The organism is Synechococcus sp. MIT S9503 (assembly GCF_047304175.1).
GTDB lineage: Bacteria > Cyanobacteriota > Cyanobacteriia > PCC-6307 > Cyanobiaceae > Synechococcus_C.
This window is the reverse complement of the sequence record NZ_CP138955.1, coordinates 2,227,459-2,248,324: the sequence shown is the minus strand read 5'-3', so window position 1 is coordinate 2,248,324 and position 20,866 is coordinate 2,227,459. Positions and strand designations below refer to the sequence as shown.

The window sequence follows — 20,866 nt, the reverse complement described above, 5'->3', positions numbered from 1 at the left end:
TGCGATCCCGGCCAACCTCAACCCATCTCCCGAGAAGCGATGAGCACCTCCGAGCCCCTCGACCTGCGACTCCCGACGCCGGGATGCTCCGTTGATCCTGAACGGGCTGGCCTCGATGCTGATTCCGTCTTTGACGGCATGACCGAGCACCTGTTCTTCACGCTCGGCAAGTTGGCTCCATCCGCCAGCCCCCATGACCTCTACATGGCGCTGAGCTACGCGGTTCGCGATCGCCTGATGACGCGCTTTCTGGCCAGCAAGGAAGCAATCCGTGCTCGACCCCAGAAGACCGTGGCCTATCTCTCGGCTGAATTTCTGATCGGCCCACAGCTGGCCAACAATCTGCTCAACCTGGGAATTCAGAAGGAAGCGGAAGAGGCGCTCAAGCGCTTCGGGATCGAATCGCTGCAACCGATTCTTGAGGTGGAGGAGGAGCCCGGTCTGGGCAACGGCGGACTGGGCCGTCTCGCGGCCTGCTACATGGAGTCACTAGCCAGCCTTGAAATTCCCGCCACGGGCTATGGCATTCGCTACGAGTTCGGGATTTTTGATCAACTGATCCGCGATGGCTGGCAGGTGGAGGTCACCGACAAATGGTTGAAGGGCGGCTGGCCCTGGGAACTGCCCCAACCCGATGAAGCCTGCTTCGTGGGCTTCGGGGGCCGGACCGAGAGCTACATCGACGACAAGGGCAACTATCGCTCGCGCTGGATCCCTTCCGAACATGCGATCGGTGTGCCACACGACGTGCCGGTGCTCGGCTACCGAGTCAACACCTGCGATCGCCTGCGACTGTGGCGTGCGGATGCCACCGAGAGCTTCGACTTCTATGCCTTCAACATCGGTGATTACTACGGCGCCGTGGAGGAGAAAGTCGGCAGTGAAACGCTCTCCAAGGTGCTCTACCCCAACGACGGCACCGATGAGGGGCGTCGCCTGCGCCTGAAGCAGCAGCACTTCTTCGTGTCCTGCTCACTGCAGGACATGCTGCGCAGCCTCGACAGCCGCGGCCTGTCGGTTGAAGACTTCCCCCTGCACTGGACCGTTCAGCTGAACGACACGCATCCCGCCATCGCCGTGGCGGAGCTGATGCGGCTGCTGATCGACGATCGCCACCTGGAGTGGGATAGAGCCTGGGACATCACCACCCGCTCCGTGGCTTACACCAACCACACCCTCTTGCCAGAGGCACTGGAGAAGTGGGACCTGGACCTGTTCAGCAGTCTGCTGCCGCGCCACCTTGAGCTGATCTATGAGATCAACCGCCGCTTCCTGCAGCAGGTGCGCCTGCGCTACCCGGGAAATGACGCCATCCAGCGCAAACTGTCGATCATTGATGAAGAGGGCGGCAAAGCCGTGCGCATGGCGCACCTGGCCACCATCGGTGCACACCACGTGAACGGGGTGGCCGCTCTGCACTCAGACCTGGTCAAAAACCAGCTGATGCCGGAGTTTGCCGCGCTTTGGCCTGAGAAGTTCACCAACGTGACCAACGGCGTCACGCCACGCCGCTGGGTTGCCCTGGCCAACCCCGAGCTCTCGGCACTGCTGGATGAGCACGTTGGCGCCGACTGGATCACCGACATGGATCAGCTGCGCTGCCTGGAGGAGCGTCAACATGACCAGGGATTCCTCGAGCACTGGGGAGACACCAAACTCTCGGTCAAGCGCAAGCTATCCGGCTACATCCACCGAAACACCGGAGTGCTGGTGGACCCCTCCAGCCTGTTCGACGTGCAGGTGAAGCGGATCCACGAGTACAAGCGTCAGCACCTGAATGCGCTGCAGATCATCACGCAGTACCTGCGCATCAAGAACGGCCAGGCCGATGGCCTGGCTCCACGCACGGTGATCTTCGGCGGCAAGGCAGCACCCGGCTATTACATGGCCAAGCTGATCATCCGCTTCATCAACGGCATCGCCGAAACGATCAACGCCGATCCCGACATGGATGGTCGCTTGCGGGTGGTGTTTCTGCCGGATTACAACGTGAAGCTCGGTGAGCAGGTTTATCCGGCCTCTGATCTGTCTGAGCAGATCTCCACCGCTGGCAAGGAAGCCTCCGGCACCGGCAACATGAAATTCGCCATGAACGGGGCGCTGACCATCGGAACTCTCGATGGCGCCAATGTGGAGATCCGCGATCGAGTGGGGTCGGAGAACTTCTTCCTGTTCGGCAAAACGGTTGAAGAGATCGCTGAGCTCAAGAAGAGCGGCTACCGCCCACGGGAGGTGATCGGAGCGATCCCCGAGCTGGCGGAAGCCATCCGTCTGATCGAAATGGGGCACTTCAGCAATGGCGATGGAGAGCTGTTCAGACCACTGCTGGACAACCTCACGGGCAACGATCCTTTCTTCGTGATGGCTGACTTCGCCGCTTATCTGCGTGCCCAGGATGCGGTCAGTCGTGCATGGACCGATCGCATGCACTGGAACCGGATGAGCGTTCTGAACGTTGCACGCACTGGATTCTTCTCATCAGACCGCTCGATTCGGGATTACTGCAGGGAAATCTGGAACGTTGGGGCGATGCCTGTGGAGATCACCTGCGACATCCGCTGAGGCCAGACCGTTGCGGGATCTGGCTCTGGTGATCAATCTGGGCAGCTCCAGCCTCAAGGTTGCTCTGCTGGATGCATGCGGATCTTCAATCCAACAGAGCAATCACAACCTCGAGGCTCATGCATCCCTTCCGGATGTGCTCCAAGGCTGGCTTGAACCCCTGTTGGAACCGCTGCGGGAGCGCATCGAACTGGTCGCTCACCGCGTGGTTCACGGGGGGGATCACTTCACAGCACCCACCCTGATCACCCCGGATCTTGAGGCAACACTTCAGGAGCTGGTGCCTCTCGCACCACTGCACAATCCACCCGCATTAATGGGACTGCACTGGGCAAAACGATGGGCTCCCGACAGGCCCCAGTGGGCCTGTTTCGACACGGCATTCCACAGCACACTGCCGATCGCAGCAAGCACGTACGCCTTGCCTGCAGAGCTGAGAGACCAGGGCTTCCGCCGCTTTGGATTCCATGGGATCAACCATCAGCATGTTGCTGAAGTGGTCTCAGCCCAATGGCAGAACAACGGCAAGGCCACGGAACATTTGCGCCTGATCAGCGCTCACCTCGGTGCCGGTGCCTCCCTGGCGGCGGTGAGGGGCAACCGCTGCATCGACACCACAATGGGCTACACGCCGCTGGAGGGACTTGTGATGGCGAGCCGCAGCGGCAGCATTGATCCCGGACTGATGCTGGAGCTGATGCGCCGGGGATGGAGTGAAGTTGAGCTCGGCAACCTGCTTCAGACAGAGTCTGGACTCAGAGGTCTATCCGGGTTCAGTGACGACATGCGGGAACTACGCCATCAAGCCAGCCAGGGCAATGGTGGCGCTCAGCTGGCCATTGATGTGTTTCGGCATCGTCTGCTTCAACTGATCGGCTCGATGGCTGCAAGCCTTGAAGGAATGGATGTGCTGGCACTCACCGGTGGAATCGGCGAGCACGACACCGAACTGCATTCGGAACTGCAGCAGGCGTTGAAATGGGTCTCTGATCTGGAGATGGTTGTGGTGCCTGCCGACGAGGAAGGCATGATGGCTCGGCTCTGCAGACGACGATCAGCAGAGCTTCAATTCAGCTTCGATCCGGCAGATCAGGAGTCTGGTGCAGCAGACGGTTCAGTCGCAGACGGTCGGCATTGAGTGGGTCTGGTGCCAGTTCCCCGGCAAGTTCTCGAAACTTCTGCTCAATTTCCTCAGGCACGCGCACATCAAAGATGCGCTCCATCAACGCTTCGATCGAGAAAAGATGCGCGTTGATGTTCTCCATATCGGCCATCGCCTGCTGGAGAGAATCGGTGGGCTCATCTGCACTGCCAACCGGCGTGGCATGCACCTGCCCATCTCCGGCGCGAGGACCATGCTGCTTTTGTAAATCTTCGAGCACACGGCCTGAAAGTGTTCGAAATGCCTGGAGTGCAGCCCAGCTCAGCTCCTGCTGCTGACGGAGGGTGGGATTCTCACGGATCAGCCTGTCGTGCTCCCTGTAGAAGCGTTGACAGTCAGGGCATTGGCAGGGCTCTTCTGGCACTTTGAACCCGAAGCTCGTTGCACATCATGACATCCGATCAGGCTGCCAGAGGTGGTTCGGAGGAAAATCCGCCATCTCCATCAGTTCCACCGTCATGACGGTTGTCGGCATCGCCCTCAGCGAGTCCTGGCAATGGGATCTCAATCGATGTCACCACCTGAATGACGTCTCTCAGACGCATGGAGTCGGCAAACCAGCCCATGGCCTGCTCAGTGTCGCCGCGACGTTCGGCGTCACTGGCCTGATCATCGTGAGCCTCGGCCAGCAAAGCCAACCAGCAGAGGCAACGCGCCTGAACAACGGAGAGATCAAGCTCGGTTGGCTGGGTGTCAGCGATTCGCTCGCTTTCCTGCTGCACCAGAAGCTGAAGCCGTAAATCGTGAAGCTGGGTCATGGAGCCGGTTTCACTGACACAACGCTAGCGAGGGCGTCGAGCCTGGCTACCCCACCAAATGTAGTGTTCATTACAGCTCGATGGCCTCAGGAGGCCAGGTATAGCGCCCAAGCAATCGACGGCCACTTTTGTCCCCACCCAAGAGAAACGATGGCTCGGTTGTTCTCGCAATAACCCGATTGACCTCCCGCATTGAGCAAAGAAGGGCGTAAAGCTCTTAGGACTCTTGACGGACCTCCAAATCGAGGATCGACTCTTTCGAAGAGCCGCCCAAGGAAGCTTCAGTGTTGACGGTGGAGCTATCGGCAGAGCCAGCAAGAATGTCGCGAAGACCTTCATGAACTTGAGGTGCTTATGGATTGATTGTTCACACCATTACTGCCCCTAAAGCAGCAACTCCATTTGATCCTGAAACATTACGGCCATCAGACACTTTCCATGAGTGGACAAATGTGAATGAAGCTTGAAGCGTAAGCCACTGAAAATCTTGCCTCATAAAACTATTAGCCGATGCTATCCGTGTCCAAATGGACAGTCTCAATAGCTCAACATGGAGCTCATAGAACCGCTGCTGCCCTGCGGGAAGTTCCACAAACTTCTACAAAACGGCACATGGAGAAAGACAGGATGATTGAGGACTAGCTCCATCAAAAAGTGAATCGAGCAGAATTACGGCTTCCAAGAGGTCGGAGGTGACAACTAAGAGATGGAAGATCCTCTGGCCAAAAGAGACTTAATTTCTATCGATATGATTACTTGACAAGGCTCTCACGTTGTAATACTTATATTGAAGTTTGACCAATCAAATTATCATTATTGAAATCGACCCCATAATTTTTCTCTGCAGTTAGATACTCAGATGAGCCAAGGGCGATATTGTCGTAAGAGGTGCCTTCCCAAGTGCCACTTGCGCTGAAGATTTTAAGGTCGTCAGAAATGGCATGCTTAATGACAAATTGGTTTTCTCCATTGATGTTTTCGGCTGCGACTACTGAATAATCCAACCAAGTTTGATCGCCAATCTGCTCGCCATTCCAAAAGATTGAATGGATAACACCTTCTGCATCGCGTGCAAATGCAAGATCATTTAGACCCGTCAAAAGATCAATGTCTCCTTCTGATTCTCTTGTGTTGAAGACTTCCCCAATAAGAGAGTCGCCGTTGAGGTCGATGTTGAAGTCAGTTTCTAAAGAGAGAGCAGCAGAAGAGTTAAGCGCGATTTGCCCCTGACCACTGAATCGCTGCCAGTTGTTATCGAGTGACCAGGTGTGCAGGTAGTTGCCGCGGGTGTTTTTCCAAAGGACGGTATTGGTGCCATTGATGTTGGCAGCAGCGAGTGTTTGCCAACCGCCGTAGATGCCTTCATGGATCTGCTTACCATTCCATGTGATGGCGATGGAGTCACCTCCATTAACGGAGACGGCATAGAGTCCAGTGCTGGAATCCTTTTGGAAAGCGACGTCACCTGCACTGTTGATGGTGGAGTAGTTGGCGCCGATCTGGCTGTCGCCGTTGAGGTCGATGTTGAAGTCAGTTTCTAAAGAGAGAGCAGCAGAAGAGTTAAGCGCGATTTGCCCCTGACCACTGAATCGCTGCCAGTTGTTATCGAGTGACCAGGTGTGCAGGTAGTTGCCGCGGGTGTTTTTCCAAAGGACAGTATTGGTGCCATTGATGTTGGCAGCAGCGAGTGTTTGCCAACCGCCGTAGATGCCTTCATGGATCTGCTTGCCATTCCATGTGATGGCGATGGAGTCACCTCCATTAACGGAGACGGCATAGAGTCCAGTGCCCGAATCTTGTTGAAAAGCGACTTCACCTGCAGTGTTGATGGTGGAGTAGTTGGCGCCGATCTGGCTGTCGCCGTTGAGGTCGATGTTGAAGTCAGTTTCTAAAGAGAGAGCAGCAGAAGAGTTAAGCGCGATTTGCCCCTGACCACTGAATCGCTGCCAGTTGTTATCGAGTGACCAGGTGTGCAGGTAGTTGCCGCGGGTGTTTTTCCAAAGGACGGTATTGGTGCCATTGATGTTGGCAGCAGCGAGTGTTTGCCAACCGCCGTAGATGCCTTCATGGATCTGCTTGCCATTCCATGTGATGGCGATGGAGTCACCTCCATTAACGGAGACGGCATAGAGTCCAGTGCTGGAATCCTTTTGGAAAGCGACGTCACCTGCACTGTTGATGGTGGAGTAGTTGGCGCCGATCTGGCTGTCGCCGTTGAGGTCGATGTTGAAGTCAGTTTCTAAAGAGAGAGCAGCAGAAGAGTTAAGCGCGATTTGCCCCTGACCACTGAATCGCTGCCAGTTGTTATCGAGTGACCAGGTGTGCAGGTAGTTGCCGCGGGTGTTTTTCCAAAGGACAGTATTGGTGCCATTGATGTTGGCAGCAGCGAGTGTTTGCCAACCGCCGTAGATGCCTTCATGGATCTGCTTACCATTCCATGTGATGGCGATGGAGTCACCTCCATTAACGGAGACGGCATAGAGTCCAGTGCTGGAATCCTTTTGGAAAGCGACGTCACCTGCACTGTTGATGGTGGAGTAGTTGGCGCCGATCTGGCTGTCGCCGTTGAGGTCGATGTTGAAGTCAGTTTCTAAAGAGAGAGCAGCAGAAGAGTTAAGCGCGATTTGCCCCTGACCACTGAATCGCTGCCAGTTGTTATCGAGTGACCAGGTGTGCAGGTAGTTGCCGCGGGTGTTTTTCCAAAGGACGGTATTGGTGCCATTGATGTTGGCAGCAGCGAGTGTTTGCCAACCGCCGTAGATGCCTTCATGGATCTGCTTACCATTCCATGTGATGGCGATGGAGTCACCTCCATTAACGGAGACGGCATAGAGTCCAGTGCCCGAATCTTGTTGAAAAGCGACTTCACCTGCAGTGTTGATGGTGGAGTATTTGATGTAATCATTTTCGACTCCCCAGATATCTTGAAGTGCAAGAATATCGGCTTCACTAAACCAAAAATCCCAACCACTTTGACTTGGGTTGTAGGACATTACGGTGTCTTTAGTGTTCCAATTAGGATTTGTAGGATCTTCATTAGGGTGAGAAAGGCCAAGAGCATGACCGATTTCGTGAATGATTGTATTTTTATCAAATGAGTCCAGAGGCGCAGCTCCATTGGTATCTCGCCAATAAATATCCCATCTAGAAGTGCTCCCTGAACCATGATCATTTACCTGACCAACAATGGAATCACTCCAGAGACTATAATCATTTAGCGAGTATATATCAAGAATGCTCGTTGATTTATCGGCCGACTCAGTGAAATCAACGTCGATATATGCATCTAATTTATTGAAAATACTTCTAATAAAATTCATTTCGACAGAAGAATGACTAGCAGAGTAACCATGCGTTCCGTCATCAAAGAAGTTATAACCATTACCCTGGTGAATATAATAAGAAAATTTTTCACCACTTGTGGCATCATACGCAGCCAAAGAATGTGCGCTAAATGCTGCGCTTGTCAGCAAATTTGTGTCCAACTTTTGATCGGACTTTAATTCACTATGGCTACCAATTTTTAACTCTGCCTTTCCGACATTTGCTTTGCAAGCCGAACATCCACAAGCTCGAAAATGATAGCCTTGAGCATTTTCTTGATTACGATTAACAAGGCCATCGGATAATATATTGTCCATATTCTCGCAGTCCAGCTGGTGATTTATTTCATTGCGTTAATCATCAGCGGTGATACTTTCTACTGGATTAAGGCCAAACAAGAATTTCCTGAATGTTGTCTGACTAATCTTTGGGTTTAAAGTGAATTATCTGAGAGTTGGCTGAACCGTGTACATGGTTCATAGCTTCAGGCAAGAATTTTCTGGAAGGAGAAAGGCTTTGTACCGTGACCTATTTGGCAGTGAAATCCACCACTACTGGTGAATTGCATCGTCACTTTCAAGCAAGCGACAAAGGAATTTCCCTTTTATATGACAGTTGTTAATGCACATCATCGGAATTCGATCAACCCAATTGCATTGGACCAACTCTCTAAAACCTCTTGCTTCCCTACAAAGCAGGTCACGGTTCTTGCCAAGTGGCAAGGGATCAGAAACCTGGTCGATTAACCGACTATCAATGGGCATCAACAATGACCAGAACACAGATCCACGGCAGCTGCAATCTCTGGATCCGGAAAGCACAAATAAGCCACTGTCGGTGCACTGCAGCCCCAGACCATGCAGACAAACGCACGCCGCAACTCGCACTACGGAATCCTGCCAGGCCGCACATCCCTCAAGGTCCGCCTGATCCCGAAGCTCAAGCCGAAAAACGCTCCCGCAATGTCAACATCCAGCTCCCCATGCAGCCACGCATCAAGCAGCGCTGATTCAGCAGCAGCCGCAATCCAAATGTTTCGGGTACAGGCATCAACATCCAAGTGCTGCTTTGAACTGGCCGTGAAGCTTGCAAAATGATTTGCTTCTCCAGATCTCTGACCAGAATTTCAACGCCTTCCCTGGCTCTGGATAACCCGCAGAGATTCCATATCTCACCTGCAGCCATAGATGAACTGGATCGCCAGGATTGCGCCGCAGGATCGTTCTCAAAAGCACTCCAGCAGGACCACGCAACGTGGCAGCGGCCTGATCGATAAACGCGCTGTCGAAGTGATTGCCTACCTCGTCATAAATCGCCGTAATGAACGATCCACCCTGCTGCCTGGCCAAGGTCTTCACCTGCTCAGCTGGGCCAGCGCCGGCGTAAACCAGTTAGAGCTTCCCGAATGGCATTTCCTTGCCGCTTAGGCGAAAGGTCAGGTCCCCGCTCGAGTAAGTCGAGCCTGGGGACGCCACCATGAAGTAGCGCTAGAGCAGGCCGTGGAGCTCGGTCAAACCCTGGTAGGTGGTTCGAGTGCTCAGACAACTGAACTTCGATTTGAAGTGTGCAGCGTCCCTGGCCACCAGCAATACCGGCGACGGGCGCATCAGATCAGCTCCGGCTGCTCGAGGGTAAGTGTCCCGACGCGGGGTGGCCAAAAGCCGCTTCACCTTCCTGAGATCCATTGCAACTACTTAACGGGGCTGGCGGGACTCGAACCCACGACCTACGGTTTAGGAAACCGTCGCTCTATCCAGCTGAGCTACAGCCCCATCACGAGTCATTATGGGGTTTGAAAGCAGGCGAGGTGATCGCAATCGGCTCAGCTTTTCGCTGTAACCGGTTGAGGAAAGTCCGGGCTCCCCGATGGCCAGGCTTGCTGGATAACGCCCAGTGCGGGTGACCGCGAGGAGAGTGCCACAGAAACACACCGCCGATGGCCGGATCACCGGCACAGGCAAGGGTGCAAAGGTGCGGTAAGAGCGCACCAGCAGCACCGAGAGGTGCTGGCTAGGTAAACCCCGGCCGGGAGCAAGGCCCAGGAGCGACGGTTGGCCATCTTCCCCGTTCCGATTTAGTGAGCCGCTCGAGGCCGCCGGAGACGACGGTCCCAGATAGATGATCGCCCCCCTTTGCAAGAAGGGAGAACAGAACCCGGCTTACGTCCTGCTTTCACACTTTTAAGAGAATTTCTCAGAGCACATGAGCCAACCACCACGGCCACTGGAGCAGCTCTGGGACACGCTCAACCAGTCCACCAAGATCCTTGGTCAGGACGATCTTGCCCTGCTGCAAGAAGCACTGACTCACACATCCAGCGGGCTGAACCCTCACCACGAGCAGCTGGAATTTCTCGGAGATGCGGTGCTGCGCCTGGCGGCCAGTGAATTCATCGCCAAGGCCTATCCATCCATGCCCGTGGGCGAACGCTCAAGCCTGCGGGCTCAGCTGGTCAGCGACCGCTGGCTGGCGCAACTGGGACAGACGATCGAGATCGACCATTGGTGGAGAATCGGCCCAAAAGCCAGCGGCGACAGCACTGCAGCAGCAACCATCCGTGCAGAACTCAGCGAAGCGCTGATCGGTGCGGCTTACAGGATCAATGGTCTGAAAGCCGTGCATCAATGGCTGACACCTCACTGGAAGGTCAGTGCCGAGGCGGTTCTCTCAGACCCCCACCGCTGCAACTCCAAATCTGCACTGCAGGAATGGAGTCAAGGTCAAGGCCGTGGCCTGCCCACCTACAGCAGCGAAGAAATCAGCCAACATCATGGCGATTCGCGTCGGTTTCACTGCACTGTGACCCTGCCGCCGCAGCTGGCAGCCGAAGGATGGGGCCGCTCGCGGCGTGAAGCCGAACAGCAGGCAGCACGGGCAGCGCTGGATCAGCTCACGGACATCTGAGTGGTTGCCTCCAGCTGGGCTCCGCACCGGTCGCAATACGCCGCCTCATGGCGATGGTCGCGATAACCACAGCTTCTGCAGGCAAGCCTCTGTTGACGGGCCTGCTGAATCGATTCCACCGTGACGATGCCTGTGGGAATGGCAATGATCCCAAAACCGAGCAACATCACCACCGCTGCGAGCAGACGGCCCAGCACGGTCTGCGGCACAAAATCCCCGTAACCCACCGTTGTCATGGTCACAATCGCCCAGTAGACGCCCTGACCAACCGTCTGAAACTGGGTATCGGGATGACTGCTCTCGATCACCACCATCAGATAGCCGAGCACGACCTGCGCCATCACCACAAAAAACAGAAACACGCCGATGCGGCGAGCACTGGCACGAAGAGCGCGGCCCAACATCTGCGCCTCATCCAGAAAACGCAGCAGTTTGAACACCCGCAGCACACGGGCGAACTTGAAGATCCACAGAACCAGGCCACTGCGGATCTGCGGCACGAAAAAAAACAGCACAGCTGAAAGATCAATCAGCCCGTAGAAGCTGCGCGCATAGGCCAGAGGTTTCGGCGACACCGACAGGTGCAGCAGATAATCCGCCATGAAAACCAGAAGGCAGAAGCGTTCAAGCGTGTCGACCCAAGGCGGAATCTCACCAGGTGCGGCCACACGCATCGGGTGCGGCTCAACCAGAAGGCCTGCGACACTCAGCAGGATCGTGCCGAAAATCACCAGGTTGTAGATCCTGCCTGGGCGGGTGTCGGAATCAAGAACGACTCGCCGGAGCCGCTGGCGCAGAGCGACCTCCATCGGCGTCAGTCGGCACTGAGATCTTTGATGCGCAGGGTGACGAGCTTGTCCCAGTTCCCTCCCTCGAACAGCACTGCGGCCCGGTCGCCACTGATGCGCTGCACGAAACCGGTGTAACCGTTGTAGATGGAGCGCTGGTCCACGACCGTCACCGTGGCGCCGGGCAGGATCGGAGCAGCGGAAGCCATGAAATCGCAGATCACTCGTGGCGCCATTATCGACAAATGCCTCAAGCCCTGTCATCCGTGGCTGCAGAATCTGATCCCCAGAACACGTTCACTGACGATCAGTGGCTGGCCGTTGGCGAGGTGGTGGGCGCCCAAGGACTGCGCGGTGAGCTGCGCATCAACCCAGCCAGTGATTTTCCTGAACGCTTCACAAAACCCGGAACCCGCTGGTTGAAGGCCAGGGGAAGAGCCCCGAAGGAGATGAGCCTCACCAGCGGTCGTCAGTTGCCCGGCAAAAACCTTTTCATCGTTCGCTTCAAAGGAATCAACAACCGAGATGCTGCTGAAGCACTGGTGGGCCAGACCCTGATGGTGGGAGTCGATCAACGACCAGCGTTGGCAGAGGGCGAATTTCACCTTCTCGACCTCGTCGGCCTTGATGCTTGCCTTGACAACGAAAGCAATGTGATCGGCAGGGTGAGTGATCTGATCAGCGGCGGCAACGATCTGCTTGAAATCACGGCTGCAGACGGCCGCAAACTGCTGATTCCGTTTGTGAAGGAGATCGTCCCGGACGTGCACCTCAAGGAAGGTTGGCTGCTGCTGACGCCGCCACCTGGACTTCTCGAGCTTTAACGCTTGACTGATGACAGGTCTTGATGACCTGCGCAACAATGTTTGACAATTCAACCGGTGCTTGTCGTGACCACCCCTCTGATTCCGGTGATCCTCTGCGGTGGTACAGGCACGCGACTCTGGCCTCTTTCCCGCGCCAGTTATCCCAAACAGTATTGGCCGCTGGGCGGCAAGGGAGAAGAAACTCTCCTACAGCAAACTCAACAGCGGCTGGAGGGCATCGCAGGACTGAATCCTCCCCTGCTGATCTGCAATGACGACCACCGTTTCATCGTCGCCGAGCAGATGCGTCAGATCGGCGTTGAACCCAGTGCAATCCTGTTGGAGCCAATGGGCCGCAACACCGCCCCGGCAGTTGCAGTGGCGGCTCTTCAAGCCACCGCACGCGGCGAGGATCCATTACTTCTCATTCTTGCGGCGGATCACGTCATCAGAGACGGAGAGCGCTTCCGGGCTGCCATTGATGCCGGTCGCAGCGCAGCGGAGAGCGGGCGACTGGTGACTTTCGGCATCGTGCCCACCACTCCGGAAACCGGTTATGGCTATATCGAAGCGGCTGAATCGCTGGAAGCCGGCGCCATGACGCCGTTGCCGATCGCCCGGTTTGTGGAAAAACCCGATCAGGCAACCGCCGAACAGTTCCTGGCCAGTGGTCGCTTCACCTGGAACAGCGGCATGTTCCTCTTCAAGGCCAGCGCCATGCTGGCGGAACTTGAACGACTGGCACCGGAGGTGGTGAGCTGCTGTCGCGCTGCCCTCGAGCAGGACGTCGCCGATCTCGAATTCCTGCGCCTCGAACGCGAAGCCTTTGCCAAGTGTCCCAACGTCGCAATTGATGTGGCTGTGATGGAAAAAACCCATCTGGGATCAGTTCTGCCTCTCTCGGCAGGATGGAGTGATGTCGGCAGCTGGAGTGCTCTCTGGGACACGGCCGACCGGGATGAAGACGGCAACGTGCTGCGCGGCAAAGTGATCAGTGAGGGCAGCCGCAACTGTTACCTCCGCAGCGAACACCGTTTGGTGGTCGGCCTGGGTGTCGAGAACCTGGTGGTTGTTGAAACAGATGACGCCGTGCTGATCGCCGATCGCAGTCAGGCTCAGAACGTCAAAACTGTTGTGAAACAGCTCGAGGCTGATGGCAGCCGGGAGAGCAAAGCGCATCGCAAGATCTATCGCCCCTGGGGCCACTACACGGGTGTCGTTGAAGACAGCCGCTGGCAGGTGAAGAGAATTTCAGTCAAACCTGGTGCCAGCCTGTCGCTGCAGATGCATCACCACCGGGCGGAACACTGGATTGTCGTCAATGGAACCGCCGTGGTCGAACGGGATGGAGAGACCCAGCTGGTGGGAGAGAATCAGAGCACCTACATCCCCCTGGGCTGCAAACACCGTCTCACCAATCCCGGACGCATCCCTGTGGAATTGATCGAAGTGCAAAGCGGCGCCTATCTGGGTGAAGACGACATCGTGCGATTCGATGATGTCTATGGCCGCAGTGATGTGGAAGCTGCAGCACGGGCGGTGATCACTCCACAGTGACACTCTTGGCCAGGTTGCGGGGCTGATCAACGTCGAGGCCTCGATGGGCCGCAATGTGATAGCTGAGCAGTTGCATCGGAACCATTGTGAACAATGGACTGATCCACTCGCTCACCTCAGGCACCGGCAACAGCTCATCAAAAAGTTCCGTATCGGCACAGATGGGGGCTACTCCGATCAGCTGAGCATCCCTTGCCTTGGCCTCCTGGGCGTTGCTGAGCACCTTCTCGAAAACCACCCCCGGCACCGCGATCGAAATCACGGGCACATGCTTATCGAGCAACGCTATGGGGCCATGCTTCATCTCACCTGCGGGATAACCCTCCGCGTGGATGTAACTGATCTCCTTGAGCTTCAAGGCACCTTCCAGAGCAATCGGATAGTTGATACCGCGACCCAGGAAAATCACATCCTGGGTTTCAGCGAAACGATGGGCCATCACCTCTGAACACTTGTCGTGCTGCTCCACAAGAGCACTGAGGTGATCAGGCAAACCTCGCAGCTCATTCACCAGGGCAACAATCTCGTCTTCGCTTCGGGTGGTTCGCCGCCCAGCAAAGGCTAGGGCTAATGCATAGAACGCTAAAAGTTGGCCCAGGAAGGTCTTGGTAGCTGCGACACCCACCTCGATACCGGCGCCGATATCGAGTATGTGGGGAACCTGTCGCGCCAGAGAGCTCTCTGGGCGGTTGGTCACCCCGAGCTGACGAGGTGCATAGGCCGGATCAGGATTGGCCTCTCGCCTCTGGGCATCCATTGCGAGGGCAGCAAGCGTGTCGGCCGTTTCACCAGATTGGGTAACGCCAATTGTGAGCGTGTTGGGTGCCAGCGGTGGAGGTGCATAGCGAAACTCGCTGGCGTAGTGAACGCTGGCAGGAACACCAGCAAACTGCTCCAGCAAGTAGGCCCCTACAAGAGCTGCATGGCGACTGGTCCCACAGGCAAGAATCTGGATGCGCTCGATGCCCGCGTAGAAGCTTTCATCGAAAGGCAGAGCCACCGGGTCGCCGCCCTGCAAATTCAGGAGGAGATGCCGCTCAACCCACAATCTCGCAGTCTCCGGCTGCTCATGAATCTCCTTCAACATGAAGTGACGAAACTGTCGCTTGTCGGCAACGTGCTCTTGACCACTGAGCAGTGAAGGACTGCGTTGCTGGCGCTCGCCGGCCTCGTCGTACAACTCAATCCCGAGAGGGGTGAGCAGCGCAACCTCTCCATCCTCCAGGGGCAGAATTGTGCGCGTGAAGCCAGCCAGTGCAGGCGTGTCACTTGCACAGAGAAATTCTCCTTCCCCTAACCCGATCAACAGCGGTGCCGCTTTTCGAGCAACCACAAGAGCTCCAGGAACATCAGCCCACAACACCGCGAGGGCATAGGCGCCTTGAAGCCTTGGCAGCACGTTCTGGACAGCCCGCAGCAAGGTGCTGCCGTCAGCTGGCTGACCAGCGAAACGCAGACGCTGCAGCTCAGCGGAAATCAAGTGCGGAATCACCTCGGTATCAGTGTCTGAACGGAAGCTGACCCCAGCTGCAGTGAGCTCCTCTCTGAGAGAACGGTGATTTTCAATGATTCCGTTCTGGACCACCGCCACATCACCATCCCCATCTCGATGGGGATGGGCGTTGCGGACTTCAGGCTTGCCGTGGGTCGCCCATCGGGTGTGGCCGATTCCACAAAAGCCGGGAGCTCCCTCCTGCTCCACGCTTGCGCTGAGGTTCACCAGCTTGCCTTTGGCACGTACACAGTGCAACGCAGCAGACTCGCCTGACGCAGATTGCTCAATCGTGGCAATACCGGCGGAGTCATAACCGCGGTACTCCAGCTGACGCAGGCCTTCAAGGAGCAACGGTGCCGCCTCTCTGGAGCCGATCACCGCAACGATTCCGCACATACAAAAAGCCCGGCGATGCCGGGCTGAGCTTATGGGTTATGGAAGAAGAATCACTCTCACGAATCAGTAGGCAAGGCCCATGCTTCTCGTGGTTTCGTCGCCGAGATACACCCGGATGCTGAGGAAGTCGGTGGGACAAGCGGTTTCACAGCGCTTGCAGCCCACACAATCCTCTGTGCGTGGAGAGGAAGCGATCTGGCCGGCTTTGCAACCATCCCAAGGCACCATTTCCAGCACGTCGAGTGGGCATGCACGCACGCACTGCGTGCAACCGATGCAGGTGTCGTAGATCTTGACGGCGTGGGACATGAACCCGTCCGGAGCAGGTGACTTCTGAATAAGTTACTGGGGTTTAATGCCGCGGTGGCAGAGCTTGTGTTTGGCCGTCACTGTTGTTAACGCCACAAGGCTGAGAATCTCCAGGATTGGAAAGATAGGGGCCAGCCCGTAAGATGCGGCGTCCCGTCTTCACGGCCATGTCCCAGGAAGCGATCCTCGAAAAAGTCCGTTCGATCGTGGCGGAGCAGCTCAGCGTCAACGCCGGCGAAGTCAAGCCCGAATCGAATTTTCAAAACGACCTCGGTGCTGACTCTCTCGACACCGTCGAATTGGTTATGGCACTGGAAGAAGCCTTCGACATCGAAATTCCAGACGAAGCCGCTGAAGGGATTGCCACCGTCGGCGATGCCGTCAAATACATCGAAGACAAGCAGGCCTGAGGATCGGCAGCATGGTGGAGGGTCTCCAACGCGTCGTGGTCACTGGCCTCGGCGCGGTGACGCCAATCGGCAACAACGTTGCTGACTATTGGTCCGGCCTCACCTCCGGCAGGAATGGCGTGGCATCGATTTCCCTGTTTGATGCCTCGCGGCACGCGTGCAGATTCGCCGCGGAGGTGAAGGATTTCGATCCGACTGGCTTCATTGAGCCCAAGGAAGCAAAACGCTGGGATCGGTACTGCAAATTCGGCGTTGTGGCCGCCAAGCAGGCTCTTGCTGATGCTGGACTCGAAATCAGCGCAGCCAACGCGGAGCGCATCGGCGTCAGCATCGGCTCCGGAGTCGGCGGACTTCTGACGATGGAAACTCAGGCCCATGTGCTCGAGGGGAAAGGCCCGGGACGTGTGAGTCCGTTCACAGTGCCGATGATGATCCCCAACATGGCCACTGGCCTGGCAGCCATTGCGCTTGGAGCCAAGGGACCAAGTTCAGCCGTCGCCACAGCCTGTGCCGCCGGATCGAATGCCATCGGTGATGCTTTCCGACTCCTGCAAATGGGCAAGGCCGACGCGATGGTTTGCGGGGGCGCTGAGTCCGCCATCACCCCACTCGGCGTTGCCGGCTTCGCCAGTGCCAAGGCACTGTCATTTCGCAATGATGATCCAGCCACCGCCAGCCGCCCCTTCGACAGGGAACGTGACGGCTTTGTGATCGGTGAAGGATCAGGTGTGTTGGTGCTGGAAACTCTGAGCCATGCCGAAGCCCGCGGAGCAACAATCCTGGCCGAAATCGTTGGTTACGGCACCACATGTGATGCTCACCACATCACCTCCCCCACCCCTGGTGGTGTGGGTGGAGCAGCCGCCATGCGCATTGCAATGGAAGACGGTGGCCTCAGTGCTGAGAGCATTGATTACGTCAATGCCCACGGCACCAGCACGCCAGCCAACGACAGCAACGAGACCTCAGCGATCAAGAGTGCTCTTGGACATCGCGCTGGCGTGATTCCGGTGAGTTCAACCAAATCCATGACAGGTCACCTGCTCGGTGGATCAGGCGGCATCGAGGCCGTCGCCTGCGTGCTGGCGCTGCAGCACAATGTTGTTCCCCCCACCATCAACTACAGCAATCCCGACCCCGACTGTGATCTGGATGTGGTGCCCAACACCGCACGTGAGCACACACTGGGAACGGTGTTGTCCAACTCCTTCGGTTTCGGCGGCCACAACGTCTGCCTCGCCTTCCAGCGCATGAACTAAACCCTGCCGTCAGGCTCACCGTCAGTGATTCTGACCCTGCTTTTTAAGACTGCTTCAACCCTTACTGCTTTTCCAATCTCACGCCATGGTCGCCGCGCCCGCTTCTCTCGACACCCTCTGCATCAACAGCATCCGCATGCTGGCCGTTGATGCGATCAACAAGTCCAAGAGCGGCCACCCTGGCCTTCCCATGGGTTGCGCTCCCATGGGCTACGCGCTCTGGGACAAGTTCCTGCACCACAATCCGAAAAATCCAAAGTGGTTCAACCGCGATCGCTTTGTGTTGTCGGCCGGTCATGGCTGCATGCTGCTCTACGCACTGCTGCATCTCACCGGCTATGACTCGGTCTCCATCGACGACATCAAGCAATTTCGGCAATGGGGATCCAAGACGCCGGGGCACCCTGAAACCTTCGAGACCCCTGGCGTTGAAGTGACCACCGGGCCCCTGGGTGCTGGCATTTCCAATGCAGTTGGACTGGCAATTGCCGAGTCTCACCTAGCTGCCAAGTTCAACAAGCCCGACGCCACTGTCGTTGATCACTTCACCTACGTGATCATGGGCGATGGCTGCAATCAGGAGGGCGTGTCGTCCGAGGCAGCGTCCCTGGCGGGCCATTTGAAACTTGGCAAGCTCATTGCCCTCTACGACGACAACCACATCACCATCGATGGCCGCACAAACGTGTCCTTCACTGAGGATGTGCTCAAGCGCTACGAGGCCTACGGCTGGCATGTTCAGCATGTGCCCGATGGCAACACCGATGTGGATGCCATCGCCAAGGCAATCGAGGCTGCAAAAGCAGTCAGTGACAAACCTTCGATCATCAAGATCACAACCACAATCGGTTTCGGCTCACCCAACAAGAGCGACACCGCCGGCGTGCACGGTGCACCTCTCGGCGACGAGGAAACCGAACTGACCCGTCAGCAACTGGGCTGGAACTACGGCCCCTTCGAAGTTCCGCAGGACGCCTACGACCAGTTCCGCAAGGCCATCGATCGCGGCGCAAGTCTCGAAGCCGAGTGGAACCAAACACTGGCCGCGTATCGCACCAAATACCCAACCGAATCAGCGGAGTTTGAGCGCATGCTGCGCGGCGAACTGCCACAAGGGTGGGACAAGGATCTTCCCAGCTACACACCCGACGACAAGGGCCTTGCCACCCGTAAACATTCCCAGATCTGTCTCGGAGCACTTGGACCGAATCTGCCTGAACTGATCGGTGGGTCCGCCGACCTGACGCACTCCAATTACACAGACATCAAGGGCGAAACCGGGTCCTACCAGCCTGAAACACCTGAAAAGCGCTACCTGCACTTCGGCGTTCGTGAACACGGCATGGCAGCGGTGCTCAACGGCATTGCTTACCACAACAGCGGACTGATTCCCTACGGAGGCACCTTCCTCGTCTTTGCTGACTACATGCGCGGTTCGATGCGCCTGTCGGCGGTCAGCGGACTTGGTGTGATCTACGTACTGACCCACGACTCCATCGGTGTTGGCGAAGACGGGCCGACACACCAGCCGATCGAAACAATCCCTTCTCTGCGAGCCATGCCAGGCATGCTTGTGTTCCGACCGGGTGACGGCAATGAAACAAGCGGCGCTTACAAAATTGCGATCGAAAATCGTGAGCGCCCCAGCGCGCTCTGCCTCAGTCGCCAAGGCATGGTCAATCAAGCCAATTCATCCATTGAAAAAGTGGCTCTCGGTGGCTACATCCTCGAAGACTGCGACGGGACTCCCGAACTAATCCTCATCGGCACCGGAACCGAACTCGACCTCTGCGTACAGGCAGCAAAACAACTTAGCGCTGAAGGTAGAAAAGTCCGAGTTGTGTCAATGCCCTGCGTCGAACTGTTTGATGAACAAAGCGACACTTACAAGGAGGAGGTCCTGCCAGGGGCTGTCAGGAAACGCATCGTCGTGGAAGCAGCTGAATCCTTCGGCTGGCATCGCTTCATCGGACTCGATGGAGATCACGTCACGATGAATCGCTTCGGTGCATCCGCTCCAGGTGGAACCTGCATGGAGAAATTCGGATTCACTGTTGAGAATGTTGTGGCAAAATCCAAAGCGTTACTGAACTGACTAAAGTTCAATCAACAAGACAGAAAGCGGAGGTCGAATTCCTCCGCTTTTTTTTGCCCAACACCATTGAAGCTAGATCAGATGCGTAATCTCATCACTGGCGGGGCTGGATTCCTCGGATCCCACTTGGTTGACCGCCTGATGCAAAAGGACGAGGAAGTCATTTGCTTGGACAACTATTTCACAGGAAGAAAGTCGAATATCAGTGAGTGGATTGGGCATCCAAAGTTTGAGCTCATCCGCCATGACGTGACTGAACCGATCAAGCTGGAAGTTGATCGAATCTGGCATCTTGCCTGCCCCGCTTCACCGATTCATTACCAGTTCAACCCAATCAAAACAGCGAAGACAAGCTTTCTTGGCACCTACAACATGCTCGGTCTGGCAAGACGAGTAGGAGCTCGGTTTCTGCTGGCAAGTACTAGCGAAGTTTATGGAGATCCTGAGGTTCATCCTCAACCTGAAAGCTATCGAGGCTGCGTGAACACGATCGGAATACGCAGCTGTTACGACGAGGGCAAGCGCATTGCTGAAACACTCTGTTTCGACTATGAGCGAATGCATGGCTCAGAGGTCCGAGTCATGCGAATTTTCAACACTTATGGCCCTCGGATGCTTCCAAACGACGGCCGCGTTGTTAGCAACTTTATTGTTCAGGCCCTCCAGGGAAAATCACTCACGCTCTATGGAGATGGCAATCAAACCAGATCTTTTTGCTATGTGGACGACCTGATCGAAGGCATGGTCCGACTGATGAATGGAAATACAACCGGCCCCATAAACATTGGGAATCCAAATGCTTACACCATCCGTCAGCTCGCTGAGCTCGTGCGCGATCGTATTAATCCCAAACTGGAAATGATCAGCAAGCCACTACCGCAAGACGATCCACTCCAGCGTCAACCCATGATTGATCTTGCCAAGCAGGAACTGGGATGGGAACCCAAAGTCTCCCTTGAAGAAGGACTTCAACCAACAATTGAATGGTTCCGAGAAACACTAAAAAAGCATAGCTAATTTATGAAAAAATTTAAAAATTAT

General features: G+C 56.1%; 17 protein-coding genes, 1 tRNA gene and 1 other RNA gene. 11 read left to right on the top strand and 8 right to left on the bottom strand.

The window, feature by feature from the left end; genetic code table 11:
* Positions 1-39: 39 nt before the first annotated feature.
* Complete coding sequence (locus tag SIB56_RS12305; RefSeq protein WP_413324208.1) at positions 40-2,562, top strand: glycogen/starch/alpha-glucan phosphorylase; 2,523 nt, start codon at positions 40-42, stop codon at positions 2,560-2,562.
* Positions 2,563-2,572: 10 nt separating this feature from the next.
* On the top strand, positions 2,573-3,700 hold the full coding sequence (locus SIB56_RS12300) for an acetate/propionate family kinase (RefSeq protein WP_413327378.1): 1,128 nt from the start codon (positions 2,573-2,575) through the stop codon (positions 3,698-3,700).
* Here SIB56_RS12300 and SIB56_RS12295 read toward each other — a convergent pair.
* From SIB56_RS12295 to SIB56_RS12285, 3 genes are all read right to left on the bottom strand, one after another.
* Positions 3,633-4,088 (bottom strand): hypothetical protein, encoded by a 456-nt coding sequence (locus tag SIB56_RS12295; protein WP_413324207.1) that lies wholly within the window; start codon positions 4,086-4,088, stop codon positions 3,633-3,635. The two genes, SIB56_RS12300 and SIB56_RS12295, sit on opposite strands and share 68 nt — an antisense overlap.
* A gap of 37 nt (positions 4,089-4,125) precedes the next feature.
* Positions 4,126-4,482 (bottom strand): hypothetical protein, encoded by a 357-nt coding sequence (locus tag SIB56_RS12290; protein WP_413324206.1) that lies wholly within the window; start codon positions 4,480-4,482, stop codon positions 4,126-4,128.
* Positions 4,483-5,264: 782 nt separating this feature from the next.
* Positions 5,265-8,123 carry a hypothetical protein gene (locus SIB56_RS12285; RefSeq protein ID WP_413324205.1) on the bottom strand — a complete coding sequence of 953 codons (2,859 nt, stop codon included), beginning with the start codon at positions 8,121-8,123 and terminating at the stop codon, positions 5,265-5,267.
* Between the two features lie 870 nt (positions 8,124-8,993).
* Between SIB56_RS12285 and SIB56_RS12280 the strand changes: the two genes are divergently transcribed.
* Positions 8,994-9,233, top strand: coding sequence for a hypothetical protein (locus tag SIB56_RS12280; RefSeq protein ID WP_413324204.1), 240 nt, complete (start codon positions 8,994-8,996; stop codon positions 9,231-9,233).
* A gap of 271 nt (positions 9,234-9,504) precedes the next feature.
* Here the strand turns inward: SIB56_RS12280 and SIB56_RS12275 are convergent.
* A tRNA-Arg gene (locus SIB56_RS12275) sits at positions 9,505-9,578 on the bottom strand.
* Positions 9,579-9,600: 22 nt separating this feature from the next.
* Here SIB56_RS12275 and rnpB point away from each other — a divergent pair.
* Together rnpB and rnc are read left to right on the top strand one after the other, a co-directional pair.
* Positions 9,601-9,984: RNase P RNA component class A (gene rnpB, locus SIB56_RS12270), an RNA gene on the top strand.
* A gap of 24 nt (positions 9,985-10,008) precedes the next feature.
* On the top strand, positions 10,009-10,710 hold the full coding sequence (gene rnc, locus SIB56_RS12265) for a ribonuclease III (protein ID WP_413324203.1): 702 nt from the start codon (positions 10,009-10,011) through the stop codon (positions 10,708-10,710).
* On the opposite strand, the gene SIB56_RS12260 is transcribed toward rnc, so the two are convergent.
* Complete coding sequence (locus SIB56_RS12260; protein WP_413324202.1) at positions 10,692-11,519, bottom strand: ion transporter; 828 nt, start codon at positions 11,517-11,519, stop codon at positions 10,692-10,694. The two genes, rnc and SIB56_RS12260, sit on opposite strands and share 19 nt — an antisense overlap.
* Before the next feature lie 5 nt (positions 11,520-11,524).
* Complete coding sequence (locus tag SIB56_RS12255; protein ID WP_067093362.1) at positions 11,525-11,707, bottom strand: NAD(P)H dehydrogenase subunit NdhS; 183 nt, start codon at positions 11,705-11,707, stop codon at positions 11,525-11,527.
* 36 nt (positions 11,708-11,743) lie between these two features.
* Here SIB56_RS12255 and rimM point away from each other — a divergent pair, with 36 nt between their 5' ends.
* Positions 11,744-12,322 carry a ribosome maturation factor RimM gene (rimM, locus tag SIB56_RS12250; protein WP_413324201.1) on the top strand — a complete coding sequence of 193 codons (579 nt, stop codon included), beginning with the start codon at positions 11,744-11,746 and terminating at the stop codon, positions 12,320-12,322.
* Positions 12,323-12,388: 66 nt separating this feature from the next.
* Positions 12,389-13,861, top strand: coding sequence for a mannose-1-phosphate guanylyltransferase/mannose-6-phosphate isomerase (locus SIB56_RS12245; RefSeq protein WP_413324200.1), 1,473 nt, complete (start codon positions 12,389-12,391; stop codon positions 13,859-13,861).
* Here the strand turns inward: SIB56_RS12245 and glmS are convergent.
* Positions 13,848-15,752, bottom strand: coding sequence for a glutamine--fructose-6-phosphate transaminase (isomerizing) (gene glmS, locus SIB56_RS12240; protein ID WP_413324199.1), 1,905 nt, complete (start codon positions 15,750-15,752; stop codon positions 13,848-13,850). The genes SIB56_RS12245 and glmS overlap by 14 nt on opposite strands.
* 63 nt (positions 15,753-15,815) lie before the next feature.
* Complete coding sequence (psaC, locus tag SIB56_RS12235) at positions 15,816-16,061, bottom strand: photosystem I iron-sulfur center protein PsaC (protein WP_006850103.1); 246 nt, start codon at positions 16,059-16,061, stop codon at positions 15,816-15,818.
* Positions 16,062-16,228: 167 nt separating this feature from the next.
* Here psaC and acpP point away from each other — a divergent pair, with 167 nt between their 5' ends.
* From acpP to SIB56_RS12215, 4 genes are all read left to right on the top strand, one after another.
* Entirely contained in the window at positions 16,229-16,471 is a 243-nt protein-coding gene (acpP, locus tag SIB56_RS12230) for an acyl carrier protein (protein WP_413324198.1), read from the top strand.
* An 11-nt stretch (positions 16,472-16,482) separates the two neighbouring features.
* Positions 16,483-17,730 carry a beta-ketoacyl-ACP synthase II gene (gene fabF / locus SIB56_RS12225; RefSeq protein ID WP_413324197.1) on the top strand — a complete coding sequence of 416 codons (1,248 nt, stop codon included), beginning with the start codon at positions 16,483-16,485 and terminating at the stop codon, positions 17,728-17,730.
* Positions 17,731-17,815: 85 nt separating this feature from the next.
* Positions 17,816-19,825, top strand: coding sequence for a transketolase (gene tkt, locus SIB56_RS12220; protein ID WP_413324196.1), 2,010 nt, complete (start codon positions 17,816-17,818; stop codon positions 19,823-19,825).
* A gap of 81 nt (positions 19,826-19,906) precedes the next feature.
* The gene (locus SIB56_RS12215) at positions 19,907-20,842 is read left to right on the top strand and encodes a UDP-glucuronic acid decarboxylase family protein (RefSeq protein ID WP_413324195.1); all 936 of its coding nucleotides are present in this window, start codon (positions 19,907-19,909) and stop codon (positions 20,840-20,842) included.
* Positions 20,843-20,866: the final 24 nt, after the last annotated feature.